General features: G+C 58.9%; 24 protein-coding genes. 6 read left to right on the top strand and 18 right to left on the bottom strand.

The window, feature by feature from the left end; translation table 11 throughout:
• Positions 1–59: 59 nt before the first annotated feature.
• The 3 genes from hrcA to HB393_RS19490 all read right to left on the bottom strand — a co-directional run bounded on the left by hrcA (position 60) and on the right by HB393_RS19490 (position 2,690).
• On the bottom strand, positions 60–1,175 hold the full coding sequence (gene hrcA, locus HB393_RS19500) for a heat-inducible transcriptional repressor HrcA (protein ID WP_213806872.1): 1,116 nt from the start codon (positions 1,173–1,175) through the stop codon (positions 60–62).
• 105 nt (positions 1,176–1,280) lie between these two features.
• Entirely contained in the window at positions 1,281–2,114 is an 834-nt protein-coding gene (locus HB393_RS19495) for an Mrp/NBP35 family ATP-binding protein (RefSeq protein WP_213806871.1), read from the bottom strand.
• Positions 2,115–2,168: 54 nt separating this feature from the next.
• On the bottom strand, positions 2,169–2,690 hold the full coding sequence (locus tag HB393_RS19490; protein WP_213806870.1) for an acyl-CoA thioesterase: 522 nt from the start codon (positions 2,688–2,690) through the stop codon (positions 2,169–2,171).
• Between the two features lie 169 nt (positions 2,691–2,859).
• Between HB393_RS19490 and HB393_RS19485 the strand changes: the two genes are divergently transcribed.
• From HB393_RS19485 to HB393_RS19475, 3 genes are all read left to right on the top strand, one after another.
• Positions 2,860–3,171: a tetratricopeptide repeat protein gene (locus HB393_RS19485; RefSeq protein ID WP_213806869.1), complete on the top strand. Its 312-nt coding sequence runs from the start codon at positions 2,860–2,862 to the stop codon at positions 3,169–3,171.
• Positions 3,172–3,192: 21 nt separating this feature from the next.
• A complete protein-coding gene (locus tag HB393_RS19480; protein WP_213806868.1) occupies positions 3,193–3,891 on the top strand; it encodes an MgtC/SapB family protein in 699 nt (232 codons plus the stop codon).
• Between the two features lie 66 nt (positions 3,892–3,957).
• The gene (locus tag HB393_RS19475) at positions 3,958–5,517 is read left to right on the top strand and encodes a sigma 54-interacting transcriptional regulator (RefSeq protein WP_213806867.1); all 1,560 of its coding nucleotides are present in this window, start codon (positions 3,958–3,960) and stop codon (positions 5,515–5,517) included.
• A gap of 203 nt (positions 5,518–5,720) precedes the next feature.
• On the opposite strand, the gene HB393_RS19470 is transcribed toward HB393_RS19475, so the two are convergent.
• From HB393_RS19470 to HB393_RS19410, 12 genes are all read right to left on the bottom strand, one after another.
• Positions 5,721–6,200, bottom strand: coding sequence for a nuclear transport factor 2 family protein (locus tag HB393_RS19470; RefSeq protein ID WP_213806866.1), 480 nt, complete (start codon positions 6,198–6,200; stop codon positions 5,721–5,723).
• A 236-nt stretch (positions 6,201–6,436) separates the two neighbouring features.
• Positions 6,437–7,285 (bottom strand): cytochrome c oxidase assembly protein, encoded by an 849-nt coding sequence (locus HB393_RS19460; protein WP_213806864.1) that lies wholly within the window; start codon positions 7,283–7,285, stop codon positions 6,437–6,439.
• A gap of 3 nt (positions 7,286–7,288) precedes the next feature.
• Complete coding sequence (locus tag HB393_RS19455) at positions 7,289–8,833, bottom strand: cytochrome b N-terminal domain-containing protein (RefSeq protein ID WP_213806863.1); 1,545 nt, start codon at positions 8,831–8,833, stop codon at positions 7,289–7,291.
• Positions 8,821–9,459 carry a Rieske 2Fe-2S domain-containing protein gene (locus HB393_RS19450; protein WP_213806862.1) on the bottom strand — a complete coding sequence of 213 codons (639 nt, stop codon included), beginning with the start codon at positions 9,457–9,459 and terminating at the stop codon, positions 8,821–8,823. The genes HB393_RS19455 and HB393_RS19450 overlap by 13 nt, the downstream gene beginning before the upstream one ends.
• A 26-nt stretch (positions 9,460–9,485) precedes the next feature.
• Positions 9,486–10,229 (bottom strand): cytochrome c, encoded by a 744-nt coding sequence (locus tag HB393_RS19445; RefSeq protein ID WP_213806861.1) that lies wholly within the window; start codon positions 10,227–10,229, stop codon positions 9,486–9,488.
• Positions 10,226–11,098 (bottom strand): hypothetical protein, encoded by an 873-nt coding sequence (locus tag HB393_RS19440; protein ID WP_213806860.1) that lies wholly within the window; start codon positions 11,096–11,098, stop codon positions 10,226–10,228. Before HB393_RS19440 ends, HB393_RS19445 begins: the two co-directional genes overlap by 4 nt.
• A 24-nt stretch (positions 11,099–11,122) precedes the next feature.
• Positions 11,123–11,719 (bottom strand): cytochrome c oxidase subunit 3, encoded by a 597-nt coding sequence (locus HB393_RS19435; protein WP_213806859.1) that lies wholly within the window; start codon positions 11,717–11,719, stop codon positions 11,123–11,125.
• A 15-nt stretch (positions 11,720–11,734) separates the two neighbouring features.
• Positions 11,735–13,423, bottom strand: a complete 1,689-nt coding sequence (ctaD, locus tag HB393_RS19430; protein WP_213806858.1) for a cytochrome c oxidase subunit I — start codon at positions 13,421–13,423, stop codon at positions 11,735–11,737.
• Between the two features lie 19 nt (positions 13,424–13,442).
• On the bottom strand, positions 13,443–14,447 hold the full coding sequence (gene coxB / locus HB393_RS19425) for a cytochrome c oxidase subunit II (RefSeq protein ID WP_213806857.1): 1,005 nt from the start codon (positions 14,445–14,447) through the stop codon (positions 13,443–13,445).
• Between the two features lie 548 nt (positions 14,448–14,995).
• On the bottom strand, positions 14,996–16,177 hold the full coding sequence (gene alaC / locus HB393_RS19420; RefSeq protein ID WP_213806856.1) for an alanine transaminase: 1,182 nt from the start codon (positions 16,175–16,177) through the stop codon (positions 14,996–14,998).
• 81 nt (positions 16,178–16,258) lie between these two features.
• Positions 16,259–16,756, bottom strand: a complete 498-nt coding sequence (locus tag HB393_RS19415; protein ID WP_345945316.1) for a protein-disulfide reductase DsbD N-terminal domain-containing protein — start codon at positions 16,754–16,756, stop codon at positions 16,259–16,261.
• On the bottom strand, positions 16,753–17,499 hold the full coding sequence (locus tag HB393_RS19410; protein WP_275951544.1) for a TlpA disulfide reductase family protein: 747 nt from the start codon (positions 17,497–17,499) through the stop codon (positions 16,753–16,755). The genes HB393_RS19415 and HB393_RS19410 overlap by 4 nt, the downstream gene beginning before the upstream one ends.
• A 143-nt stretch (positions 17,500–17,642) precedes the next feature.
• Between HB393_RS19410 and HB393_RS19405 the strand changes: the two genes are divergently transcribed.
• Positions 17,643–18,644: a KpsF/GutQ family sugar-phosphate isomerase gene (locus HB393_RS19405; RefSeq protein ID WP_213806855.1), complete on the top strand. Its 1,002-nt coding sequence runs from the start codon at positions 17,643–17,645 to the stop codon at positions 18,642–18,644.
• Position 18,645: 1 nt separating this feature from the next.
• Here the strand turns inward: HB393_RS19405 and HB393_RS19400 are convergent, their stop codons facing one another.
• Together HB393_RS19400 and HB393_RS19395 are read right to left on the bottom strand one after the other, a co-directional pair.
• The gene (locus HB393_RS19400) at positions 18,646–19,056 is read right to left on the bottom strand and encodes a hypothetical protein (RefSeq protein ID WP_213806854.1); all 411 of its coding nucleotides are present in this window, start codon (positions 19,054–19,056) and stop codon (positions 18,646–18,648) included.
• A gap of 101 nt (positions 19,057–19,157) precedes the next feature.
• Positions 19,158–19,826 (bottom strand): Crp/Fnr family transcriptional regulator, encoded by a 669-nt coding sequence (locus tag HB393_RS19395; RefSeq protein ID WP_255551378.1) that lies wholly within the window; start codon positions 19,824–19,826, stop codon positions 19,158–19,160.
• A gap of 366 nt (positions 19,827–20,192) precedes the next feature.
• On the opposite strand from HB393_RS19395, the gene HB393_RS19390 reads away from it, so the two are divergent.
• Together HB393_RS19390 and HB393_RS19385 are read left to right on the top strand one after the other, a co-directional pair.
• A complete protein-coding gene (locus tag HB393_RS19390; protein ID WP_213806923.1) occupies positions 20,193–21,965 on the top strand; it encodes a proline--tRNA ligase in 1,773 nt (590 codons plus the stop codon).
• Positions 21,966–21,989: 24 nt separating this feature from the next.
• A complete protein-coding gene (locus tag HB393_RS19385; protein WP_213806852.1) occupies positions 21,990–24,590 on the top strand; it encodes a transglycosylase domain-containing protein in 2,601 nt (866 codons plus the stop codon).
• A gap of 516 nt (positions 24,591–25,106) precedes the next feature.
• On the opposite strand, the gene HB393_RS19380 is transcribed toward HB393_RS19385, so the two are convergent.
• Entirely contained in the window at positions 25,107–25,961 is an 855-nt protein-coding gene (locus tag HB393_RS19380; protein WP_213806851.1) for a DNA-formamidopyrimidine glycosylase family protein, read from the bottom strand.
• Position 25,962: the final 1 nt, after the last annotated feature.

Raw genomic sequence — 25,962 nt, 5'->3', positions numbered from 1 at the left:
CACTCAGTCCCAACTTTAGCCTGTCGCTCAAATCCCCATCTCATCCGCCATCGCTGCCCTCATTCCACTGGATGCAGCATCCTATCGAAGACATTCGCAATGTAACCCACAGCATTCATCGTGTTTTCGTAGTGCATCCGCTTCGGTCCAATCACCCCCACCGTCCCGCGGCTCTCACCCGCCATCCGCGCCGGAGCCGCAATCAGTACCAGTCCCGCCATCTCCGGAACCTGCTCCTCCAGATCGAATACCACCCTCACACTCTCCTGCCGGGCATCGATATAGGCATTCAGCAGCTCGACCAGCCGCTGCTTCGCCTCCAGCGCAGCCAGCACATCCCGCAGCCGCTCCCGGTCCTCGACGCTTCCCACCCCCTGGCTTCCCACCAGGTTCGCCACACCCTCCACATAAACTGTTCGATTCGCAGAGTCGCTATCCGGAACCGCCTTCACCCAAAGCTGCTGCACCGACCCCAAAAGCACCTGGTACTCGCTCCGCTCCCGGTCGATCATCCGGGCCACCTCGGCCCGCACCCGCTCCACGCTCCACCCGCGGAAGTTCTCATTCAAAAAGTTAGCTGCGGTCTCCAGCTCCAGCGTCGACAGGTCCTTATCTCCAATCCCATCCAACGCCAGCACCCGGTCCCGCACCAACCCACTCTTCGTCACCACAACCGCCAATACCCGCCTGGTCGCCAGCCTCGAAAAATGCACATGCTCCAACAGATCCCCATCCGCCACCGCGGCGATCGCTACCCCCACGCCACTCGACAATGTGGCCAGCACATGCGAAGTCCGCTGCAACAAAGCCTGCGTCCCCGCTACACCAACAAAGCTCAAATCGATCTGCTGCCGCGACTGCACCGAAAGCCGCGTAGCATCCACCCGAGGATTCGCCCCCCCGCTCAAGCCCTCGACATACATCCGGAACGCCCGCGCCGTCGGAATCCGTCCCGCCGACGTATGCGGCTGCTCCAACAGCCCCGCCTCCGCCAGCTCCACCATCTCATTCCGAACCGTAGCCGAACTCATCCCCGCGCCGTCGCCCTTCTGAACGCGGCCCATCGACTCCGCCACCTTCGCCGACCCCACCGGCTCTCCGGTATCGATATAGCTCTCGATAATAGAGGTCAGAATGGCCCGCTGCCGCGTCGTCATACGGTCTGCATTCGCCATCTCTTACCTCCATCTGGGCATCGGTCCATATTCAGCCCTCAACACAAGCTTACGCCGTCCGTCAAGCCAAACGGCGAATCTCACCCCGAACCCCACGTTAAATCCTTATGTAATCTCCAACACACTCTCGCTGTTGGCAGCCAACTCCTTCGCCCTCGCCGCAACTCTAGCCGCCACCTGGAAGAAGTCCTTGCCCAGCTTCGACTCCGGCCCCGCCAGCGTCACTGGCAGGCCCTTGTCTCCGCCCTCCCGAATCGCCGGATCGAGCTCAACCGCCCCCAAAAACTCCAGTCCAAACTGGGCCGCTGTCCGCTCCGTCCCACCCGCGCCAAACACGTCGATCACCTCTCCGCTCGGCAGCGTCATCTGCGACATATTCTCCACCAAACCAATCACATCCACCTTCACCTGGTGAAACATCTCCAAAGCCTTCCGTGCATCCTGCAGCGCCACGCTCGACCCCGTCGACACTACCACCGCACCCGTCAACGGCACCGTCTGCACCAGCGAGATCACCACATCGCCCGTACCCGGAGGCAGATCCACAATCAGAAAATCCAGCTCCCCCCACTCCACCTGCTGCAGAAACTGCCGGATGATCTGGTGCAGCATCGGACCCCGCATGACCATCGGCTTATCCCCCGGCGAGATCAGCCCCACCGAAATAAACTTCACCCCATGCGAAAGAATCGGCTCAATTCGGTTCTCCCCCACCACATTGGGTTGACGCGTCACGCCCAGCATCATCGGCACATTCGGCCCATAGATATCCGCATCGATCAGCCCAACCCGATAGCCCAGCTTCCCCAAGGCCACAGCCAGATTCACAGCAACGGTCGTCTTACCCACCCCACCCTTGCCGCTACCCACTGCCACAACATGCGCAACTCCCGGCAAAGGCTGCGGCCCCTGCGGTGCTCCTGCTCCCATATGTCCCATATCGATCTCCCTTACTGCCCGTTAACTCAATCTGTGGATAAACGCCTAAATCCTCTACACATACCAACCCGCCGGCAGAGCGGCGCGCATCTCCTTGCGCCTTTGCGTCTCACCCGCCCGCATCTCCCGCCGCCGCCCTGCATCCTCATACCGGCGCCTCTGTTGCTCGGTCTCCGTAACCAACTGCGGCACCACCAAACCCTTCCCTGATGGATCCACAGCCACATACGTCAGGTACGCCGAAGACACATGCTTCAGCCGCTGCTCCCGCACATCCTCCACCATCGCCTTGACGCCGACCTCCATCGAAGTCCGGAACGCCCGATTCACGCTCGCCTTCAGAATCAGTAGATCCCCAACATGCACCGGCGCCACAAAGTCCAGATGGTCCATACTCGCCGTGATCGTGATAGCCCGCGCATGACGGCTCGCAGCCATGGCTCCAACCAGGTCGATGTACTGCATTAGCCGTCCACCAAACAGATTCCCCAAAGCATTCGCATCCGCCGGAAAGATAATCTCACTCCGCTCCGACTGCGACTCCGCTACCGTCCGCTGAACTCCCTCATCACTCATTCCTACCATTCTAAATTGTTACAGCCACCCACACCTCCTCCCGACCATGAGCACCATAGCCATCCTCAAAGAAAGCCGTTGCCTGTCTTAAAATCGGTATCATCCGTGCAAATCGGTGTTAAGCCTTCCAGAACTTGCCAATCCCCCACCCACGTCGCACCATAACCCTATGGACAAGATCGCAGCCCTCAACGAAATCCTCCAGCTCGACCCCACCAACGCCTTCGCCCGCTACGGCCTCGCCATGGAGCACATCAGCCAGGGCCACCCCGACCTCGCCCTCACCGAATTCACCACCCTCATCGGCCATAACCCCGACTACGTACCCGCCTTCCAGATGTCCGCCCAGACCCTCGCCAAGCTGGGCCGCACCGAAGAAGCCCTCGCCCGCCTCCACGAAGGAATCGCAGCCGCCAACCGCACCAATAACCAGCACGCCCTGGCCGAAATGGACGCCATGCGCGAGGATCTCAGCATCTAACCCAATCTCTTGGGAGCCACGATGCCCGTCAACCTCACCTGGCAGCACATCGCCCTTCGCATCCTCCTGGCCCTCGCCGCCAGCTTCCTCATCGGATACGACCGCGACGAACACGGCAAATCCTTCGGTATCCGCACCTGCATGCTCGTCTGCCTGGCCGCAACCCTCGCCATGATCCAGGCCAATGCCCTGCTTGCGACAGCCGGCAAGCCGCCCACCTCCTTCGTCGAGTTGGACCTGATGCGCCTCCCCCTAGGCATTCTCTCCGGCATCGGATTCATCGGTGCCGGAGCGATCCTTCGCCGCGACGGCCTCGTCCACGGCCTCACCACCGCCGCCACCCTCTGGTTCGTCACCATCCTCGGACTCCTCTTCGGCGGAGGCCAAATCGCCCTCGGGATCACCGGAACCATCCTCGTGTGCCTCATCCTCTCCGCGCTCAAACACTTCGAGAAGCGTCTTCCCACCCGCCGCACCGCCACCCTCTGCATCGAGCTGGTAGAAAATCCCAACCTCACCGAAGACGAGATCCGCACCACCCTGCACCGGGCCGGCTTCTCCATCTCCACCTGGAGCACCTCCTACACCGGCCCCGCCCTGCGTACCTTAGACTGCGAGCTCCACTGGCCCACCCAGTCCGGCGCCGAACCCGACACCCCGGAGGCCATCCGGAAACTCGCCAGTTCTGTCCCGATAACGAAACTCACCTGGAAAACCTGACCCATAACTTTAGCCAGATCAACACCCCGAATCCATCCCTCCTCGCCAAACATCTATACTTCCTCCATGGCGAACTCCCTCCCAACGACCTTAGGCGCACTCCGCAGCTCTGAATTCACTCCCGCCCGCCTCGCCCGCTCCGTCAAAGACGAGCTCCGCGAGAACCTCATCGCCCGCCTGCGCACCAACGGCAAATCTGGAGCCCCTCTCTTCCCCGGCATCGTCGGTTACGAAGACACCGTCGTCCCCCAGATCGTCAACGCCGTCCTCTCCAAGCACAACTTCATCCTCCTCGGCCTCCGCGGCCAGGCCAAGTCGCGCATCCTCCGCGCCCTCACCACCCTGCTCGACCCCGCCTGCCCTTACATCGCCGGCTCCGAGCTCCGCGACAACCCATACGCCCCCATCTCCCAGTTCAGCCGCAACCTCATCGCCAAGCACGGCGACGACACCCCCATCGCCTGGCTCACCCCCGACGAGCGTTACGTCGAAAAACTCGCCACCCCCGACGTCACCGTAGCCGACCTCGTCGGCGACATCGACCCCATCAAGGCCGCCCGCTCCAACCAGGACCTCGGCTCCGAGCTCACCATGCACTACGGGCTCCTGCCCCGCGCCAACCGCGGCATCTTCGCCATCAACGAAGTCCCCGACCTCGCCGGCAAGATCCAGGTCGCCCTCTTCAACATCATGCAGGAAGGAGACGTCCAGATTAAGGGCTACCCCGTCCGCCTCCCCCTCGACGTCGCCATCGTCTTCTCCGCCAACCCCGAGGACTACACCGCTCGCGGCAAGATCGTCACCCCCCTCAAAGACCGCATCGGCAGCGAGATCCGCACCCACTACCCAGAATCCATCGACGAAGCCATCTCCATCACCACCCAGGAAGCCTGGAGCGGACGCAACAAGGACAAGGCCGGAAAGCCCTCCACCGACGGCATCGAGATCCCCCACTACATTCGTCAGATCGTCGAACAGATCGCCTTCTCCGCCCGCGAAGACAAAAAAGTCGACAAGCGCAGCGGCGTCTCCCAGCGCCTCCCCATCTCCACCATGGAGTTGGTCATCTCCAACGCCGAGCGCCGCGCCTTCCTCCACGGAGAGACCCTGGCCGTCCCCCGCGTCGGCGACATCTACGCAGCACTCCCCGGCATCACCGGCAAGATCGAGCTCGAATACGAAGGCGAGATGCGCGGAGCCGACACCGTCATCCGCGAGATCATCCGCACCAGCGTAGCCAGCGTCTTCGACCAGTACTTCGCCGCCACCAACACCCAGCAGATCGAGCAGTGGTTCAATCTCGGCGGCACCGTCCAACTCAACGACGCCCAGGCTGCCGCCGACAGCCAAAAAGAGCTCCAGCAGATCCAGGGCCTCTTCGAGAAACTCTCCCCCCTCAAGATCAACTCCAAGTCCTCCGCCGAAGTAGCCGTCAGCGCAGCCGAGTTCCTCCTCGAAGGCATGTACGCCCACAAACGCATCAGCCGTAGCGAAGAGCGCAGCTTCACCGCCGCCGAAAAGAAACAACGCAACAACGACGCCGCCAACTACGCCGAAAAGATCCGCGACCGCGACTCCGAACGCGACGAATACGCCAAAAACCGCACCCGCCGAGGCTTCAACTAAACCCACCTCCCGGCTTCACACAAATTCTTATCATTATTGGCCGATGATAAGAATTTTCCGCGGCAATGATTTACTTGAACATAATCACGTATATATTTCTGTTGTACAGGAACTGTGCAGGAACCTGTGTCAATTCCAGTAGAGTCGGACTCTGTTTGATCGACGGTTCCAACATACTTCCAGAAATCGATCCCGGCTGGTTCTTACTTTGGCAAATGGTCCACGAGCACCTGAGGGTCGCCATCGAACCAAACCAAATTACAAACAAGGCTTGATATCTTCCATGCACCATCCTCTTTCCTGACTTCCACTTCGTAACGGCTATTCATCATCAGATGTCGTGAGCGGTTATTGTGCGGGAAATGCTGAGCCTCTACCGCCGCAGTCATATGGCCTGTATCGCCATTTACCCAGACGCGAGAAGTGGATACCTTATGAAGGGTATCCAGAGGGCCCACTATGGCAAGGACCGTCTCTACGGCTGCGTCGCGGTCGTTGAAAACCGGGAAACTCAGCCCCATGATTTGACCCGCTTTTTGATAATCCACATGACAATCACTAGTTAGACTGCTCATGAGCAGGGCTGGATCATTATCGTCGATTCCTGTCACAAGTCGATATAGAGCATCGATGATTTCTACGCGATCAGGATAAGCTGCATTGATAGGAAGATCGTTTCCCATGGGTCATTTACTCCTATAAAGACGATAGCGGCTTCATGGCGGCGTGGTCTTCTAGAAAAGCCTACGATTCTGGGTTATTACTACGAATTTCGGCGATAGTGCAGTGGTGTTTTGCCAATGTGAGACCGAAAGAGGTCGATCATGTGCGTCTGACTCGAAAAGCCGCACGCCGCTGCCTTTAGCCCTACGAAAAAAACCACCCCAAAGGGGCATTAGCCCCAGTCTCCCACCCAAGCCTACAAAGGAACCTTCCCATAAACCGGCCGCCGTCCACTAGGCCCCATCAACCGCAAAGTGACCACAACGGCAGGCACCAGAAACACCATCGACCCAAAAACCCACATGATCGAAGCCCCAAACACCTGGTCATCGAGAGGCGCGATCTGAAACGGATTGGGATGGTCCAGATAAAACCCATACACCGGTCTCCCGCAAAACGCCAAAAAGGCCGAGAGCAAGGTGTTCACAATATCCGCCGCAACCAGGTAGATCAGAATACCCCAGCTCTGGGGGTGAGCCGGAGCAGGCCAAGGCCGCAGAATGCACCACCAGAACAGAAGAGAAGTGCTGAGAAAACACAGATGCTCCACCGCATGCCACCCCTCATGCTCCAGAGCGAAGTCATAGGCCGCCGGAACATGCCACCCAAGGTACATAAGATTCATGGCAAGCCACGCGACGACCGGCGTAACCAGCCAATGTCCCAGCCTGCGCAAGAACGTCAGTCGAAGCAGCGGACCGAGCACGGAACGCCGCAACCCCAGCGGAACTCCTCGCAACAGTGGAACCACCGGCAAGCCATAGAGCAAAAGCGGCGGGACAGCCGACATGATCAGCAGATGTTCGACCATATGCGCACTCAACAGCGCATCGGCAAACTCATCCATCGGCGAACCGATCGCCAGCCACAGAACTCCGAGGCCTGAAAGAAAGGATGCAAGTCGAACCTCGTCGAACTGCGCAGCGCGAGTCCGTCGCAGAGCCATCCAGCCGCGCACATAGACGATCGCAGTAATTGCAATCGATAGCGTGAGCCAGACCGGAAGAGACCAGTCTGCAAGCATCTCGTTTACAGGATCGGCCATGCTTTAGGGAGTCTTCCCATCCGGCGCAGAAGCAGCAGGAGGCGCGGGAGCAACAGGAGCAGACTGCTGATCCGCATGCACCAGGCTGCGCGACGCATCCACCGCCGGAGCAAGGTCATTGCCACGCAGCGTCATAAGAAATTGCATGAGAGCCTTCGTCTCGGAAGGATTAAGCGCATTGCCGTAAGCAGGCATATTGCCGCCGCCCTGCAGCAGCTGCCGGATGATCTGATCCTCCGTCAGGAGCGAAGCAACCGCATCCAGCGACGGACCGCGCTGGCCGCCCGCTCCATCGAGAACGTGACAGTTGCGGCACTGCTTGTTCTGCAGCACCAGCGCGCCTTGCCGCTCCAGCGGACTACGGCCCTGCAGATACTTCGCCGGAATCGCATCGCTCGTCCAGGCGTTCATGATCGGACTCCACGGCGTATACGTCCCGAGATGCGTAAAGATGCCAAGCGATACCGCGATGACCGAGACCATCAGCACCGCCACCGGACGCCGCGCCCAGTGACGTTCTCCCTCCCCCATAATCAGAGGCAGAAGCAACATGCCCGCAATGGCGAGCACAGGAACCACCAGCATGACCGGCGTCTCGATCGACGGCGGAAGAAAGGCAAGCACCGCATAGATCCAGAGGAAGGCAAAGTCCGGCTTGGGAGCCGTCTGAATGATCGTCGGATCGGGCGGTCCCCCCGGTCCAAAGGGTCCAAAGAAGAACGCGCAGGCCATGACCGCGAAGAGAATCGAGGCAGCAAAGACCGCATCCTTCCACGCCGCGTCCGGAACGAAAGGAATGCCCGTCTTCTCCGTCATCTCGTGATACTCGCGCTCGTAGGTCGCCTTGCTGACAATCCGTCCCGGCATCGGCCACTCGCTGACGCCATGCAGAAGAGTCATCCAGATGTGCAAGCCGACTCCAGCCAACAGCATGCCTGGAATGACGAAGACATGCAGCGTAAAGAACCGCGACAACGTAGCGCCGCCAATGATGGGACTTCCCAACATAAGGTGAACCAGCGGAGCCCCAATGAACGGGATGCGGCTCATAATCGAAGCCCCGATGCCAAGGCCCCAGTAAGCATCCTGGTCAAATCGCATCACCTGCCCAGTGAAGGCCATGCCGAGCGTCAGAAGAAGCAGCACAACGCCGATGATCCAGGTCAGCTCGCGGGGAAACTTGAAGGAGCCAAAGAGGAAGACCTGCACCATGTGGATCAGCACGATGGCAATCATGAAGTCCGAGCCCCAGCCATGCAGCGCACGCAGATACCAGCCCAACGCCACGTTGTGGTTCAGCAACTGCAAACTTCCCCAGGCCTCGTTCGCAGATGGGCTATAAACAAGAGCCAACAGGATGCCGGTCACAACCTGCAGCACAAGCAACACACTCGCGGCGCTTCCAAAGACATACCACCAACTGGCATTGTTGGAAGGCGTCGGATGCCCCGCTGCCGTCGCTATCGGCTTGATCAGGCCGAGCCGGTGCTCGAGCCATTCATAGCCCTTCAGCACAACCGAAACACCGCGCTGCTTTAGGCTTGCCATGGAGTAGTCCTCGTCTCGTCGGCTGCAGCAGGCTCGATCTGGATCAAAGGCTTCTTGCCACATGAGGCCTGCGTTGCAAGCGTCGGCATATCGCCCGCGTGGATGACCAGAGAATCGCCATCGACCTTATAGCGATACTCAAAGAGCCCCCGCTCCGGAGGCCCTGAAGCCCTCGCCCCATCCTCATAGTAAGCGCCGCCGTGGCAAGGGCACATAAACAGCTTTGACTGTGCGAACCATCGCACTGGGCAACCCAGATGCGCGCAGTTGACCGCAAAGACCTGAAACTGCTGCGCGGAGATCCGCCGAACCCAGGCCGCGACCTTGGCGGTTTCGCCATCGCCAAGACTCGAAACCGGACTTTGAAAGTCTACGAGACGCGTCTCTCCAACCGGAAAACCGCTGGTCGATCCGAGGCTGACCCACGAGCCGACATCTGAGCTCTTCTTCCTCGCCGGTCCTAACAAGTAACCCACTAAAGGAACGCCCAGCACACTCCCGACCACGACATTCAGCATGACCGAAAGCTTGAAGAGAAAAGTTCGGCGCGAGTGCGCAGCCGCCTTACCCTCTGGTGGTAGATCGTCGTTGCTGGACTCGCCAGGGTACTTGAGAAGTTCACTCATCCGTCTCTCCACATCTTTGGTCCAATCTAAGGATGCCGTTGCTGATAAGGCTGGCCTGGGTTCGCAACCCGATGCGAGACAAGCCATGCAACAGTATCGGTTACCTCTTGGTCCGTCATCGCTCGAGCGCCAGAGCCCGTTAGGTCAGAGCGCCAATCCGGCATTCCCTGATCCGGTTCGCCGGCGATGACGATACTGCGCAATCCCTGCTCGCTGACCAGCGCGAGATACGCAGGATCGACCAGCGACCCCGTACGAAGCTTGTCCTTGCTAACTCCTTCGCCACTCTCGCCATGGCATCGCGCACAGAAGACCGCAAAGCTCTTCTGTCCCTGCACCGGATCGCCCGGAGCATGACCCGCATACGCCGGCGCCGTCTGGCCAGAGAGAGCCGCCGGACTTCCCCAAGCCTTCATCATTCCCTGAGCCAGATCGCCAATCTGCTGATCGGTCAACATCCCACCAACGCTCTTGCCAAAAGGAGGCATCATCGTTCCTGGAACGCCGCTGCTGATAACGCGTCGAAGATTAGAAACGTCCGCGATCGCGAGATAAACAGGATTAGCCAGCGAGATAGCGGCCCCATTCTTGCCCTTGTCCCCATGGCAAGCGGCACAATTTTGACCATAGAGAGTTGCAAAGTCGTGGACGTCGTCCGGACGCCCACCTTCCGACTCTGCCTTTGGCTTTCCAGGCGCGCTGAGGCAACCCACGTTAGCAAGTAACAGGGAGCAAGCCAAAAGCGAATACATGAGGGAGCGAATATTCATTTGGGACTGTCCCTCTCGTCCGAATGTCTCGCCTCGTCGTAGGTCCTCTCAGTCAGATCGCTATGAATTCCCGCTCGTATAGCGAACGGCAGCGCCTGGAACTGTGGGGTTCGAACCTTGACCTGCAGATTCACCACGAAGCCGCAGACCAGACCAAACGCAATCTGCGAGAGAACAAACCAGAACCAGTCGATGCGTTGATTCAGAATCGGACTAAGAATGTTGAGTGCTGAGTGGAGAATCCCGGTAAACAGCAAAGGCGATATAAAGCCCGCCGTAAGGATCGGATATCTCGGAAACATAGGCAGCATCGCGCCATACAAGAGCCCAACCAGAAGCGAGGTGAGTCCGTGGATGGCGAGCGCCGCCAGAAAGCCCTGCAAGTGAAACTCACTCAGAAATGCATCGCTCGCTCCCGCCCAACTGATAAAGCCTCCTGCAGCAAGCAGGTTCATCGCGTACCAGATGCTGTGATATCGCAAAATGCTGAAGAGCGCCGCAGGAATCGTCATCGCAATGCCACCCGCGATGCCTCCCTTGATCCCCGTAGTGATGTGAAAGGTCTCGACTGGCAGGATCTTCCGGTGTGTCACAGCGAGAGCCTCTCGCTCACTCAAAGTGCGCCTGCTGACGATTTGGACCTCTTCCGTACGAACAGCAACAGACTCGTGCGCCTCATGTGGGAGCACTTGAAAGAACCAACCGAGGCCGCCGGCAACTGTAAGCACCAGTCCCAGCAATCCGACCACAAGATGCGTCACCATGCCCGCCAGGATGAGCGAGACGCCGAGGGCCAGAATCATAGGCCACGCAGTCGGCGCAGGAAGCTGTATCACATGCGCTTCGTCGCTCCGGTGATCGTTTTGCATGATGCCTCCTTTAATATCCAGGATCTATCTTCCCAACACATAGACAACAAGAAAGACGACGATCCACACTGCATCGACGAAGTGCCAATAGAGTGACAGCACTTCCAACCGTTCCGTGTGATTGCTTGTCAGCCCCCCTCGCAACGAGAAGAGGAGAGCAAGCGAAAGCATGAAGAGACCAACCACGACGTGAGTCGCATGCAGACCTACCAGCGAGTAATACGTCGTCCCAAAGAGATTGGTCTTGATCGTGAGTCCATCATGATAGATAAGCTGATACCACTCACGCGCCGTAGCAGCCAGAAAGATGCCGCCAAGCAGAACAGTGAGTCCGAGCCAGAGCGAACACATCCCCCGCTTGCTATCGTGCAACGCAGAGACCGCAAAGTGCACAGTCAGGCTGCTCGACAGCAGACAGATAGAGCTGAAGATAGGAAGCTCAAGAACCTCACGCGGCGTCGGTCCGCTTACGCTCTTGCCGATATAGAAGACGTAAGCCACAACAAAGATAATAAAAATCGCAGACTCGGCCAGGATGAGACAAGCCATCGCCACGATGCCGCGCGATGGCAACTTCCAGACTTCGGTCGGACTATGAGGAATGACGGCTGTTTCGCTCATGAAGACTTACCCTCTTTACTCATAGTTACCGTCCGGATCTTCCGGATGCTTCAGGTCCCACAGTGGACGTCGGCTAGCGACACTCGGAGTAACCGCGAAGTTATACTCCGGCGGTGGCGAGGTCGTCGACCACTCCAGCGTCCACGCATCCCACGGATCGGCTCCTGCGATAGCTCCCTTGAAATAGGATCGGACCATATTGAAGACGAAGAGAAGAGTCCCTGCCGTCTGGACGATCGCTCCACTCGACACGATCATGTTCCACATCATCCAACCGCGATCCGCCTCATAGGTGTAGACGCGCCGCGGCATCCCCAGCAGGCCAGGAATATGCATGAAGTCGAACGTAAGATGGAAGCCAATGAGGAAGAGCCAGAAGTGCCACTTGCCAAGCCTCTCATTCAGCATGCGGCCCGTTATCTTTGGATACCAGTAGTAAAAGGCCGAAAAGATCATGAAGAGAATCGCGCCCACCAGCACATAGTGGAAGTGCGCGATCACAAAGTAAGAGGCGCTCAACTGCCAGTTGAAAGGCGATACGGAGAGCATGATGCCGGTGAGGCCCGCAATCAGAAACTGAAAGAGAAAGCCGATCGCAAACAGCATCGCAGTGGTGAACTGAATCTTGCCTCCCCACAACGTGGCTAACCAGTTAAAAATCTTAATACCCGTGGGTACCGAGATGATCATCGTAGACAGCGTGAAAAAGGTGTTCGCTCCCGGCCCCATCCCTACCGTAAACATGTGATGCGCCCAGACGCTCAGGCTGATAAAGCCGATGCAGACCGAAGCCGCGGCCATCGCCGGATAGCCGAAGATCGCCTTGCGGGAAAATACCGGGATGATCTCGTTGGCGAATGCGAACGCCGGAAGAACGAGAATATAAACTTCGGGATGCCCGAAGATCCAGAAGAAATGCATCCAGAGCACAGCGGACCCGCCGGCCTGCGTGTCGAAGAAGTGCGATCCGACGTAGCGGTCCAGCATGAGCATGATCTGTGCAGCGGTCAATGGGCTGATGGTCACAAAGACCATGAACGAAGTAATTAGGTAGAGCCAGACCAGCAACGGCATGCGGCTCAACTTCATTCCGGGGCAGCGCATGCAGAGAGTCGTTGCGACAATGTTTACAGCCGTTCCTACAGTCCCAACGCCGCTAAGCAGCACTGCGAGCGTCCAGTAATCCGTACTATGGCCAGGTGAGAAGACGTGAGCGGTAAGTGGAGCATAGGCAAACCAGCCAACGTCAGGCGCGCTGCCCGCTCCATACAATCCACTGCCGCCGACATAGCTGAAATAAAGAAGAGTGCCACCAAACGCCGATATCCAGAAGCTGAAAGCGTTCAGGCGCGGGAACGCCATATCGCGCGCGCCAATCATAAGTGGGATGAGATAGTTGCCGAAGCCGAATAGGATCGGCATACCGACGAAGAAGACCATCGTCGTGCCATGCATGGTGAACAACCGGTTGAAGGTCTCTGGCGAAACGAAGTGGTTGTTCGGAATCGCGAGCTGGATGCGCATCAGCACGGCCTCAAGGCCACCGATCACCAGGAAGATCAGCGCATAGACGATGTACATCAGGCCGATCTTCTTATGATCGAGCGTTGTCAGCCAATCATGCAGAACTTGAAACAGTAGACGTCGCGGCGGGGACGCTGGCGTCTTATCAAGGATTGCGGTCACCGGAGTTTGAGTTGCCATAAGGTTCCGTTTCCAATCTCTACTTGAGAGTCATCAGATAAGCAGTGACAGCATCAAGATCGTGATCGTTCAAATGCATCGGGGGCATCAGCGCCCCGGGTTTGAGGTGCGATGGATCGCTCACAAAGTCGCGAACGTTCGCGGGTGTATTGACGATTGCTCCAGAGGCGATTGTGTCTCGACTTGCGACGTGCGTCAGATCAGGCCCGAACCGGCCAGTCGCGACAGTGCCCGCCACGGAATGGCAACTGATACAAGCGTTGTGCTGAAAGACGGTCCGCCCCTCCGCGACCGCGGCGTTCTCTTCAGCCGGCTGCTGTTGATGCTTGATCCATGCCGCGAAATCCGTGGGACTATCGGCGTAGACGCGCAGCAACATCTTGGCATGCTGCGTACCGCAATACTGTGCGCACTGCCCGAGGTAAAGGCCAGTTGCCGGCGGATCGATCCACATCGTATTGATCTTATTTGGGATCAAATCCATCTTGCCTGCGAGACGAGGGATCCAGAAGCTGTGATCGGTATCGGCAGACGACATCGTCAAGTAAGTCGGAGTCGGATGTTGCGGATCGCTCACTGGAATATGCAGTTCATTTGCAGTGACAACACCAAACCCAGGATAACGATACTCCCACCAGAACTGATGGCCGATCACTGTAACATCCATCGCTGAGACCGGCTTCGGGGCGCTCTCCGTGGCGAATATGACACGAGCCGTGGCGAGAAAGAGCATCACCACAATCAAAATTGGAATGACAGTCCAGGAGAGCTCAATCTGATTACTCCCGTAGATCTGCGTCGGCTCTTCTGTATCCGAAGCCCGGCTCCGGTAGCGAATAAGAACATAGACCAGTAACCCAGCTACCACTAGAAAGATAGCGGCCGTGATGCTGAGCACTAACATCGACAAGCTATAGATGGCGTGCGCAGGTGTTGCAGCCGGCGAAAAGACACTAGTCGACCCATGAGCTGAGTCGAATGGAATGCTTGCGGCGAGGCAACTCCCTATCCTATGCGTAGACATATGACTCCCGGAGTTTATCTGGCGGGCCCAGAGCTCTCAACAGTGCGCGAAAACGACAGCGACGTAACTTGATTGTAGTATGTGCGAAGTTGCCGTCTTTTGATAAGAGCAAAAAACATGAGGCGTCGCCAATAGACTGCACCTTACGAAAACAAATCCGAATAGATCGAAGCGAAGTTATAGGCTTAAGCCGATAACAAGAACGAGACAATGCAAAAGCTATAAAAGCAAATGGTATGCAGAACGATCTAGGCGAAGAAATAATAGCCGACCCGGGAAATCAAGTTACCGTAAATAGAAGAAGCAACCAAGGACGATCCGACTGACGCTGAGCCTAACATACGTGACCGCTGGCAAATCTTCTCAGATAAAAATTTGTGAAGTTATTCTCTTCGATCGTCCCGAAAAACGATGATAAAAAAAGAACACTATTCCAAAAACTAAGTCACCCGCAGAGTAAGTCGAAGCTGCCTCCGAAGGAACGTTTTAATAAATGTTACTACCCATCGGCCTCGGATACTGTTCCATCCTGCCTGCTCGCATCAAGTTCAACCGTTCTTGAACATTTGTTTGATGCCCCGCAACGCCTGCCGTGTCCGTTCCTCGTTTTCGATCAGGGAAAAACGCACATGACCATCCCCATGGTCGCCAAACCCTATCCCAGGGCTCACAGCCACCTTCGCCTCCAACAATAGCTTCTTCGAGAACTCCACGGATCCGAGCGCCCGGTACTGTTCCGGAATGCGCGCCCATGCAAACATCGTCGCCTTCGGCAGTTCGACCGGCCAACCCAATTTATTCAGTCCCGGGACGAGCACATCCCTTCTGCACTTGTAGATGTTGCAGATATCTTCCACGCACTGTTGCGGACCTTCAAGCGCGGCAATCGAAGCTACCTGGATCGGCGTAAACGTCCCATAGTCGAAGTAACTCTTAATCCGCGCCAGGGCCGCCACCATCTTCTTATTGCCGACCATAAACCCTACGCGCCAGCCCGGCATGTTGTAACTCTTCGATAGAGTGAAGAACTCCACAGCGATGTCCTTGGCCCCCGGAACCTCCATCACACTCGGAGCGCGATAGCCGTCAAACGTAAGATCGGCATAGGCCAGGTCATGCACCAGAAAAATCCCTAACTCCTTGCAGAGGGGCACCAGTCGCTCGAAGAACGAAAGCTCCACACACTGGGCCGTAGGGTTAGCCGGAAAATTCAAAATCAAGATCTTCGGTCGTGGCTGCATGCGCGGCAGCTCATCTTCCAGCTTTGCCAGAAGCGAAGCCTCATCCGTGCCATCGAGCGCGATGCTCTGCACCTTCGACCCCGCAATCACCGGCCCAAAGATATGGATCGGATAGCTTGGATTCGGTACCGCCACCGTATCGTCATCGTCCAGCATAGCCAGACAGAGATGAGCGATTCCTTCCTTGGATCCTATCGTGACGATCGCCTCGGACTCCGGATCCAGCTCCACCCCGTAACGTGACCCGTACCAGTTACAAATAGCCTTCCGCAGCCGTGGAATACCACGCGACAACGAGTAGCGATGGGTCGCGGTCCGCTGCGCCGCTTCAATCAACTTATCCACAATGTGCTTTGGAGTCGCCCCATCGGGATTCCCCATCCCAAAGTCGATGATGTCCTCGCCCCGCTTACGTGCCGCAGCCTTCAACTCACTCGTTATGTTGAACACATACGCTGGCAGCCGTGTCAGCCTTCTAAACTCTTCCATAACCCCTACTCATCGCCCCCATCGTTCCATCTACTTCAAACTCAGTTCGCAACCATGAACCACACCCGCCCATCGGGCAATCTACTTCGCCGTAAAGACCACCTGAACCGGCAGCGTCTTCGGCGGATAGCAAGCCGCATTATCACAAGCCTGATATCGCAACGATCCATCCAATGTATGTTCGCCGGCTACAGCTACAACCGGTACCTTCACAATAAAGTTCCCCGTATACACATCGAGCTTCTCGTTCGGCTCAAAACTGAAGCTATACGGCGTGCCCGCCGGATACGCAATCTCCGCGGCTTTGATTCCATCCACCGGCTGTAGCTTCAAGGCCGTAGGAATCAGCAGCTCAGACTTCGGAGTATGTGAGTTCACATGAAATCCCTCCCGCACCTGGAAGCGCAGCTCCAACACACTGGGCCTCCCCGCCTTGATCACCTGGGGTTCAGCCGCGTAGATCACGTAGCCCTTCGGCTTCGCAGGCACTCCGTCCAACTGCTGCGCAGACCCAATTCCAGATCCAAGGAACGTCGAACTCAAAGCGACGCCCGCCAGAAAACCCCCAGCCAGCCTCACAGAGCACCCGTCCCAACCGTCTTCATCGCGGTCTTGCCTTCACCGGACAAAGATGGAACGGAACTCATCTGCATCTTCTTCGGTTCGCTCGGAGCTCCGCCAGATGCGATCGTCTTTTTGATATTCGCTTCGATATCGTCCTTCGTCCCAAGCCCGGCCGTCTGCACCACCACCACACCGTTCTTATCCACGTAGAACGACATAGGCAGCACATCCAGGCCGCCGTATGCCGTCTGTACCTTGCCGTCCGTCAGGAGGATCGGATACGTCACCCCGGCCCTCGTCGCTACCTTGGTGATCGCCTCTTTGCCGGCGTCCACATCATCTGCCAAACCGAGTATCTCAAGCCCCTGCCCTGCATACTGCTTCCGCAGCTCCTCGAACCACGGCATCTCCACCTTGCACGGCCCACACCACGTCGCCCAGAAGTTCACCAGCACAGGCCGGCCTTTATAGTCGCTCAGCGACACCTTCTTCCCATCCAGACTCACCAGGGTAAATCCCGGCGCCGCCTTGCCCGTCATCTTTGGTCCGTCACCCTCACCTGGACTCACCGTCGCTCCACCCTGCTCCGGGACCAGCACCATCTTGTTCTCCTGCGCCCTCTGCATCGCCAGCTTCCGCTCCCGCAGATTATGCCAACCCGCCCATAGCATCAGTGAGATCCCCACCACCATTAGCACAATTACCAGCGCCATTCGCTTCACGTCGTCCGTCCTTCTGGCACCGCAGTCCGCTTGCATGCCCGTTCTCTTTAAGTCTAACGCCAACCTCGCAACAACGCCGCCGCAAACTCACTTCGCTCCTCCGCGATCAACACCTCCTGTATCCACAACTCAATCCCGCATCGTTTGCCCCTCTGCTAGCATCGTCATGCCGGACCATCATGCCGAACGAAAGCCAAATCCCCATCCCGCCCTCTGACTTTATCCGCATCGAAGCAGCGGCCCTCCTGGACCTCGCCCTTCGCCTGGACACCGTCATGCTCGCCCCCTTCACCGCCGCCGTCGATCTCCTGATCGGTGCCCCCCCAACCCATCGTGTCCTCCTCACCGGCATCGGCAAATCCGGAATCATCGCCCGCAAGATCGCCGCCACCCTCCGCTCCACCGGCACCCCCGCCCACTTCCTTCATCCCGCCGAAGCAGTCCACGGAGACCTCGGCATGGTCTCCCCGCACGACACCCTCATCGCGCTCTCCTACAGCGGCGAGACCGAAGAGATCCTCAACCTGCTCCCCACTCTGAAGCGCCTCCCCACCACCCTCATCGCCCTGTGCAGCTCACCTCACTCCACCCTCGCGCAAGCCGCTGACGTCTTCCTCGACGTCAGCGTCTCCATCGAGGCCTGCCCTCTGAACCTAGCCCCCACCGCCTCGACCACCGTCATGCTCGCCCTCGGCGATACCCTCGCCCTCGAACTCAGCCGCCGCCGCGGCTTCCACGCAGCGAACTTCGCCGATCTCCACCCCGGCGGCCGCCTCGGAATCCGCCTCTCTCGCGTCCGCGATCTCATGCACGCCGGAGACGCCCTTCCCCAGGTCGCACCCGATACCCCCATGTCCCAGGTCATCTACGAGATGTCGCGCAAAAAACTCGGCATGACCACCGTCCTCGACTCAACCGGCGACCCAGGCAAGCTCCTGGGCATGATCTCCGACGGCGACCTCCGCCGCCTGCTCGAACGCGACGGCAACCGAGCCCTGGATCACACCGCCCGCGAGATCATGAACTCTGCTCCCATCACCATCGACGGCAGCGCCTTCGCCTCGACAGCCCTGGCAATCATGGAAGAAAGAAAGATCACCTCCCTGATCGTGGTAGACACCAACACCCACGCACAGGGAGTCCTTCACCTCCACGATCTTTGGATCCCACCCACAACCTGACTCAGTTCGCTCTCTCGGAGCCGGTTCTGAAGTTCAGAACATTTCCATCCTTCAAAGGGAGACAATCCATCCTCTTGGAGAGCACGACCACCTTCTCCACCAGCCGTTCCGGATCGGACTCGATCAAGCCATCGACAGGGACGCCCTCATAGTTCTGCCCCCACAAAGCCCCCGTAATCACCTGCAGTACATGCACGCCCTCCGGCCTGCGATGTGCCGCTTCGGCAATCTCAATAGACTCCTCCAAACTCAAACTGTGGCACAGGATCACCAGGTCGAACCTCGTCGTCTGCAGCAGCCTCACGCCCGCCTCAGGTTTGGCTTGCGTCACCTCAGCCTTGGTCCGGCGAAGCACTGCGGATCGAGTGTCGAGAAGCCGCTCATCGCGGCCTATTGCCAATATCGATAGCATTACTTCTCCTCGGGAGCCATCGACGGCGCTTAAACTAGCCCTTGCGCCTAGCCTAGCGGGTCATCTAAAAACAGTCTGTCTTCTGGAAAACAAAGCTCGCATTAAAGAATGTACGCAGGCTTCTGCCCTTCACCCGTGCCCAGAATCCTATGGTATGAACTCCGCACAATCCCATAGCACTCGCAGGCAGTTGCCTCCAGCTTGGGACGGTCCAGCAGTTGAATCTTCCCACGGCTGTAGCTGATCAGGCCATCCCGCTGCATCACACCCGCCGCCACCGTCACCGTCGACCGCTGCGTCCCCAGCATCTGCGCCAGGAACTCCTGGGTCAGGTGCAAAGTATCCAACTCCGTCCTGTCCGCCGAAGTCAGCAGCCAGCGCGCCAGCCTCGCATCTACAGCATGCATCCGGTTACATAGAACAGACTGCGAGACCTGCACCATCTGCAAATAAGAAAACGAGTGGACCAACGCTCGCAGCACCCCGCCCTTGAGGAACTCATCCCTCATAATCGAGGCGCGGATGCGCAACCCCTCGCCCAGTCCCTGCATGATCACCGAGTGCGACATCTGCGGCTGGTCCAGCAACGCCGGAAGCCCCGAGAACCCTTCCCGCCCGATCACCCCGACCTCCACCGACTCGCCCTTCTCCGTTAAGGCGTCGGTCGAAATGAGACCCGTATTCAAAAAGTAGACATACTCAATGGGAAGATTTGGCTCCGACAAACGCTTCCCCAATGGAAGGTCCACGGGCACCAGAAATTTAGCCAAGGCTGCATACTCAGCGTCAGGCAGCTGCGACAGAATTAGATTTCGTGGCCTTAACGTTTGACCGGGCCCAGATTGTCCAGTTGCCACTGATTGTCCTTTTAAGCGAGAGATCTTCTCTCTGGCCGCCAAGACAACGAACCCACTAAGCGCGAGTCGAGCATGTGCGATTAGGTCGACTCTACGCTTTTTGCCGAAAAAGTCTGTCTTATATACAACATACGAGCATTTCTCCCTTGCTCATTTGTGTTCCCCATAGCCAGCCTTTCACCCTTCCGCAGCGTCCCAAGCTCACGGTTTAGAATGGACTCTTCATCTCGAATGCCCGCGCGGATCATCGTAGCCGGCCGGAAAGTGCCTTCCTTGTCCATGCATCGCTGGTCTACTCTCTTCATCCCCACCCTCCGCGAAGCCCCAACCGACGCCGAGGTCGCCAGCCACAAACTCCTGCTCCGTGCTGGATATATCCGCCAACTGGGCGCCGGAATCTACAGCTACCTCTTCCTCGGAAACCGCTCCGTCAACAAGATCGTCGCCATCGTCCGCGAAGAGATGGACAAGATCGGCCAGGAGTTCCTCCTCCCCGCCCTCAATCCCAAAGAGCTCTGGGAGGCCAGTGGTCGCTGGTCGGTTATGGGCGACAACATGTTCCACCTCAAGGACCGCAAAGGCGCGGAGCTCTGCCTCGCCATGACCCACGAAGAGGTCATGACCGATATCGCCCGCAAAGAGATCCGCAGCTACAAGCAGCTACCCCAGATCTGGTATCAGATCCAGACCAAGTTCCGCGACGAGCCCCGCCCCAAGGCCGGCCTCCTCCGCGTCCGTCAGTTCATCATGAAGGACTCCTACTCCTTCGACATCGATGAAGCCGGCCTGGACACCAGCTACAACCGGCACTACGACGCCTACGTCCGCATCTTCAACCGCTGCGGGCTGGACTTCGTCTCCGTAGAAGCCGACTCCGGTGCCATGGGCGGCTCCGGATCGCAGGAGTTCATGGTCTACACTGACGCTGGCGAAGATCTCATCGCCTCCTCCGCCTCCGGCTACGCCGCCAATCTGGAGAAGGCCACCAGCCGCCTCGCACCCGTCGAAGACCTAGCCCCCACCGGCGACGGCGCCCCGGAGCTCATCCACACCCCCGGCTTCCGCACCATCGACGAAGTCGGCGGCTTCCTCAACGTCATCTCCCACCACCAGATCAAGACCATGGCCTACATCGCCGAGCTTCCCCCGGCAGACCACGCCAAGCTGGGCAAGTCCCGCCCCGTCGTCGTCTTCCTGCGCGGCGACCACTCTCTCAACGAGGCCAAGCTCGCGGCCATCTCCGGCGGCGAACTCCGCCCCATGACGCCAGAAGAGCTCGCCACCACCTTCAAAGCCCCCGCCGGATACCTCGGCCCCCTCGGCCTCGAAGCCGCACCCCATCCGAAGAAGCCCGGCACCCTCGTCATCCTCGACAAGGCCCTCGAAGGCCGCACCAACCTGATCGCCGGAGCCAACAAAGAGGAGTACCACCTCCGCAACGTCACCCCCATGCGCGACTTCAAGCCCACCCTCACCGCCGACGTTCGCAATATCGTCGAAGGAGAGCTCGACCCCATCGGGGGCGAACCCCTGCGCCTCGGCAAAGCCGTCGAGATAGGACACATCTTCAAACTCGGCTACCGGTACTCCAAGGCTATGGGAGCATCCGTCCTCAATCGCGACGGCAAGGAAGTCACGCCCATCATGGGCTGCTACGGCATCGGCATCGAGCGCATCCTCACCGCTGCCATCGAGTCCTCCGCTGCCGCCAACGGTGGCGACGCCTACGCCCTCCACCCGTCCATCGCTCCTTTCCAGGTCGTAGTCACCATCACCAACATCGGTGACCCCGCCCTCCTCGAAGCCGGCGAAAAGATCGCCGCGGACCTCACCGCTGCCGGTCTCGACGTCCTCCTCGACGAACGCGACGAACGCGCCGGAGTGAAATTCAAAGACGCGGATCTAACTGGCATCCCTTTCCGTATCAACATAGGCAGAGGAGTAGCCGAAGGCAAAGTCGAACTGGTCAACCGTCTCGAAAATAAAAATCAAGACGTCCCTCTCACAGAAGCCGTCCAACATCTGAGCGAATTGATCTCCTCCGTACGCTAACCCCTAGGCCCTAAACCCTACCCTATGCCTGTCAAAGTCAAATACGGCAACACCGCCCGAACCGCCAACTCACAGCAGGGTATGCGCACGCGGCTCATCCGCGCTCTCCTCATCGCCGCTCTCGCCATCCTGCTCGTCGGCGCTGCCGTCTTCGGCTACTTCTACTTCAAATATCAACGGGTCGTAGACGACCGCCTCGCCTCCGGCCCCATCTTCGCCAGCGTCTCGCAGATCTACGCCGCGCCCCGCGAGGTACGCACCGGCCAGAAGCTCACCGCCGCCTTCATCGCCCGCGATCTCCGCCAGGCCGGCTACAACGCCAACTCCGAACTCGGCACCTTCCAGCTCTCCGGCGACACCATCGTCATCAAGCCTGGTCCGCAGAGCTATCACGCCACCGACGGAGCCACCATCAACACCACAGGCGGCGAGGTTCAGTCCATCACCGCGGAGAACGGCGCCGCCCTCCGCGGCTACTCCCTTGAGCCCCAGCTCATCACCTCCCTCTCCGAAGACAAGAACCGCACCAAGCGCCGCCTCGTCACCTACAGCGAGATTCCCCCGCGTATGGTGCAGGCCTTAACCGCCATCGAAGACCGTAACTTCTTCGAGCATGGTGGCATCAACTACCTCCGCATCGTCAAGTGCGCCGTTCAGGACATCCTGTCCCACCGTCTCAACTGCGGCGGTTCCACCCTCACTCAGCAGCTCGCTCGCGGCTTCTTCCTCTCTCCCGAAAAGAAGTTCACCCGCAAGTTCATCGAGATCATGATTACCTTCCAGCTCGAAGCCCGCTTCAACAAACAGCAGATCTTCGAGATGTACGCCAACCAGATCAACCTCGGCCAGCGCGGCAGCTACGCCATCAACGGCTTCGGCGAGGCCGCCCAGGCCTTCTTCGGCAAACCCCTCAGCCAACTCGACACCGCCGAGTGCGCCCTCCTCGCCGGAACCGTCCAAAGCCCCAACCGCCTCAACCCCTACCGCCACCCCGAGCGCGCCATGGAGCGCCGCAACCTCGTCCTCTCCTCCATGGTCGAGACCGGTGCCATCACCGCCGCCGAAGCCTCTCGCTCCAAAGCTGAGCCCCTCCACCTCACCACCCCCAACGTCGAGGCCAGTGAAGCCCCCTACTTCGTCGACCTCGTCCACGACCAGATCGTCCAGCGCATCGGCGACTCCGACACCAGCCACCAGAGCCTCCGCATCTACACCTCGCTCGATCCTGAACTCCAGCGCGCCGCCTCCGAGGCCGTCGAGGTCGGCATGCGCGAGGTCGACGAGCTCGTCCGCAAACAGCACCGCACCCCCAAGGGCCAGGCTCCCACCCCCATCACCTACCCCCAGGTCACCCTGGTAGCCCTCAACCCCCATACCGGACAGGTCCTCGCCCTCGTCGGCGGCCGCAACTACGGCATCTCCCAGTACGACCACGCCGTCGCCAAACGTCCCACCGGATCCATCTTCAAGCCCTTCGTCTACGCCGCCGCCTACAACTCCTCGCTCAACGGAACCACCCTCGGCGACGGAGGAGTCTTCACCGCCCTCACCCAGCTCAACGACGAAGCCACCACCTTCACCTTCGACAACGGCCGCCAGACCTACTCTCCGCGCAACTACCACGACGAGTTCCACGGCAACGTCACCTCCATCTACGCCCTCGCCCACTCGCTCAACAACGCTACCATCTCGCTCGGCCAGCAGATCGGCTTCGAGAACGTCGCCGCCCTCGCCCGCTCCTCCGGCATCACCGCCGCCCGCGGCACCCCCTCCGTCTCGCTCGGAGCCTACGACGCAACCCCGCTCGACATGGCCGGAGCCTACACCGTCTTCGCCAACAACGGCGTCCACATCAACCCCTGGCTCCTCGCCTCCGTCCGCAACACCCACGGCGACATCGTCTCCGACTTCACCCCCGACGCCAAACAGGTCATGGACCCCCGCGCCGCCTTCCTCACCCAGTCCCTCATGGAAGGCGTCATGAACTTCGGCTACGGATACGCCGTCCGTCAGCGCGGCTTCACCGCCCCCGCCGCCGGAAAGACCGGAACCTCCCACGACGCCTGGTTCGCCGCCTACACCTCCAACCTCATCTGCATCGTCTGGGTCGGCAACGACGACTACACCGACGTAAAACTCTCCGGAGCCATCGCCGCCGCCCCCATCTGGGCCGAGTTCATGAACCGCGCCGTCAAGCTCCCCCAGTACTCCGACGTCAAACCCTTCTCCGCCCCCGAGGGCGTCAGCACCTACCGCATCGACAAGGCCACCAACCTCCTCGCCGACTCCTCCTGCGCCACCAGCACCTTCTCCGCCGCCTTCCTCGACGGCACCGCCCCCCAGAACACCTGCAGCCAGATGACCGAGTCCCCCCAGAACTTCGTCCAGAAGCTCTTCGGCATCGGCGGCCACCCGGAAGCCACGCCACTCCCCGGCAACACCCCACCCCCCACCGCACCCATCCAGCGCCAAAACCCCAACACGCCACCAGACGGCAACGCCCCCAGCCCCGCAACGCCAGCCGAACCCCAGAAGAAGAAAAACATCTTCCAGAAAATCTTCGGCGGCGGCGACAAAAACAAACAACAACCCGAACCCCAACCCACCCAACCACCCCCACAATAACCACAGCCACCAAGCCCCCACAAATTTGTCATCCTGAGCGAAGTAACTCGCAGTCTCACCGCGAGTTACGCAGTCGAAGGACCTGCGGTTACACTTGCCGTTGCCCGTTTTACTCACTAACCCCAACCAAAACCGCCCGGGTGCCCCATCCTTCGAGCTTTTGCGAAGGGTGGGAATCACAACCCTCCCTTACCCCGAAACCAATCTCAAACCCACACCAAGCAATCAAACCTGTCAAGCCCCCCAAACCCACTAAAACCCCACAAACCAATAAAAACAAACAAGATAAAATGAAAACAAAAGTGGCACGTTAGTTATAACCAGCTTGATAAAATAGAAATAGAAAACAGCCCCCAAACTCGGGGGCTTTGCTCTTTAACAATCGAAATCCCGTAACTCCAGCCACTGCACGTATTTGGACGCAAGCCCTTTCCTGAGAAGCACTTAGCGCACCTTCCGCCGAATATCTCACTGAAACAAATACGGTTACACGCAGGCAAGGGGGGGAGGGGGTCCCTAAGCTGCCCCCACCCAGGGCTGACACTCCGGACACCAATAACTAGACCGCACCTGCACCCCCTGCTTCCGCATTACCACCGTCGCCCCACACCGGCGGCACTCCTGCCCCTCCCGCCGATACACCCACAGCCGCTCCTCCCGGTCCATCGCCCGCGTCGTCCTGCGATTCCCCGAGTAGGTCACAATCCCCTCGCCCTTCCCATCGACAACATTGGCCTTCATGTACCGATGAGCCACCTCCACCATCGCCTCCATCTCCCGCGCAGTCACCGTCCGCATCGTCCGAAACGGATTCACCCCAGCCGCAAACGCCACCTCGCTCTTATAAACATTCCCCAACCCAGCCAGCACCCGCTGATTCAGCAGCACCACCCCAACCTCCGCCTCCGGATGCGCCGCTCCATACTCCGCCAGCCGAGCCACCCCACCCTCCACCGAAAATCCCTCCGCCAGAATATCCGGCCCCAGCTTCGGTACCTGCGCACTCCGCTCCAGCGACTTGGCCGTATGAAACTCCGCGATCGGAACATTGAAAGCCACAGCCTCCCAATCCGCCGTACGAATCACCACCCGCATCCGCGCTCGCCCCATCTGCCACCGCTCCCCCGTCCGGTAAAGATGCCAGCTCCCACTCATCAACATATGCGTCACCAAAACCAAATCGCCCGAGAAAAAGATCAGACACCACTTCCCCCGCGACTCCACCCTCTCCACCACTCGCCCCACCAGCGAAGCATCATCATTCACCCGAGCCAGCTTAGCCAACCCAGTCTCAAACCCAGTCACAACCTTCCCACCCAGCGCCCTCTGCAAAGCCCTCGCAGCCCGATAAATAGTATCCCCTTCAGGCAAT

The sequence above is a fragment of the Granulicella sp. dw_53 genome (genome assembly GCF_018449545.1).
In the GTDB taxonomy this organism is placed as follows: Bacteria; Acidobacteriota; Terriglobia; order Terriglobales; family Acidobacteriaceae; genus Edaphobacter.
The sequence above is the reverse complement of the archived record's forward strand: the minus strand, read 5'-3'. Positions and strand labels throughout refer to the sequence as shown.

Bases quoted from the DNA above. Each gene is read 5' to 3' on its own strand.
- hrcA (WP_213806872.1), bottom strand. From the start codon at position 1,175: ATGGCGAATGCAGACCGTATGACGACGCGGCAGCGGGCCATTCTGACC.
- HB393_RS19495 (WP_213806871.1), bottom strand. From the start codon at position 2,114: ATGGGACATATGGGAGCAGGAGCACCGCAGGGGCCGCAGCCTTTGCCG.
- HB393_RS19490 (WP_213806870.1), bottom strand. From the start codon at position 2,690: ATGAGTGATGAGGGAGTTCAGCGGACGGTAGCGGAGTCGCAGTCGGAG.
- HB393_RS19485 (WP_213806869.1), top strand. From the start codon at position 2,860: ATGGACAAGATCGCAGCCCTCAACGAAATCCTCCAGCTCGACCCCACC.
- HB393_RS19480 (WP_213806868.1), top strand. From the start codon at position 3,193: ATGCCCGTCAACCTCACCTGGCAGCACATCGCCCTTCGCATCCTCCTG.
- HB393_RS19475 (WP_213806867.1), top strand. From the start codon at position 3,958: ATGGCGAACTCCCTCCCAACGACCTTAGGCGCACTCCGCAGCTCTGAA.
- HB393_RS19470 (WP_213806866.1), bottom strand. From the start codon at position 6,200: ATGGGAAACGATCTTCCTATCAATGCAGCTTATCCTGATCGCGTAGAA.
- HB393_RS19460 (WP_213806864.1), bottom strand. From the start codon at position 7,285: ATGGCCGATCCTGTAAACGAGATGCTTGCAGACTGGTCTCTTCCGGTC.
- HB393_RS19455 (WP_213806863.1), bottom strand. From the start codon at position 8,833: ATGGCAAGCCTAAAGCAGCGCGGTGTTTCGGTTGTGCTGAAGGGCTAT.
- HB393_RS19450 (WP_213806862.1), bottom strand. From the start codon at position 9,459: ATGAGTGAACTTCTCAAGTACCCTGGCGAGTCCAGCAACGACGATCTA.
- HB393_RS19445 (WP_213806861.1), bottom strand. From the start codon at position 10,229: ATGAATATTCGCTCCCTCATGTATTCGCTTTTGGCTTGCTCCCTGTTA.
- HB393_RS19440 (WP_213806860.1), bottom strand. From the start codon at position 11,098: ATGCAAAACGATCACCGGAGCGACGAAGCGCATGTGATACAGCTTCCT.
- HB393_RS19435 (WP_213806859.1), bottom strand. From the start codon at position 11,719: ATGAGCGAAACAGCCGTCATTCCTCATAGTCCGACCGAAGTCTGGAAG.
- ctaD (WP_213806858.1), bottom strand. From the start codon at position 13,423: ATGGCAACTCAAACTCCGGTGACCGCAATCCTTGATAAGACGCCAGCG.
- coxB (WP_213806857.1), bottom strand. From the start codon at position 14,447: ATGTCTACGCATAGGATAGGGAGTTGCCTCGCCGCAAGCATTCCATTC.
- alaC (WP_213806856.1), bottom strand. From the start codon at position 16,177: ATGGAAGAGTTTAGAAGGCTGACACGGCTGCCAGCGTATGTGTTCAAC.
- HB393_RS19410 (WP_275951544.1), bottom strand. From the start codon at position 17,499: ATGCAAGCGGACTGCGGTGCCAGAAGGACGGACGACGTGAAGCGAATG.
- HB393_RS19405 (WP_213806855.1), top strand. From the start codon at position 17,643: ATGCCGAACGAAAGCCAAATCCCCATCCCGCCCTCTGACTTTATCCGC.
- HB393_RS19400 (WP_213806854.1), bottom strand. From the start codon at position 19,056: ATGCTATCGATATTGGCAATAGGCCGCGATGAGCGGCTTCTCGACACT.
- HB393_RS19390 (WP_213806923.1), top strand. From the start codon at position 20,193: ATGCATCGCTGGTCTACTCTCTTCATCCCCACCCTCCGCGAAGCCCCA.
- HB393_RS19385 (WP_213806852.1), top strand. From the start codon at position 21,990: ATGCCTGTCAAAGTCAAATACGGCAACACCGCCCGAACCGCCAACTCA.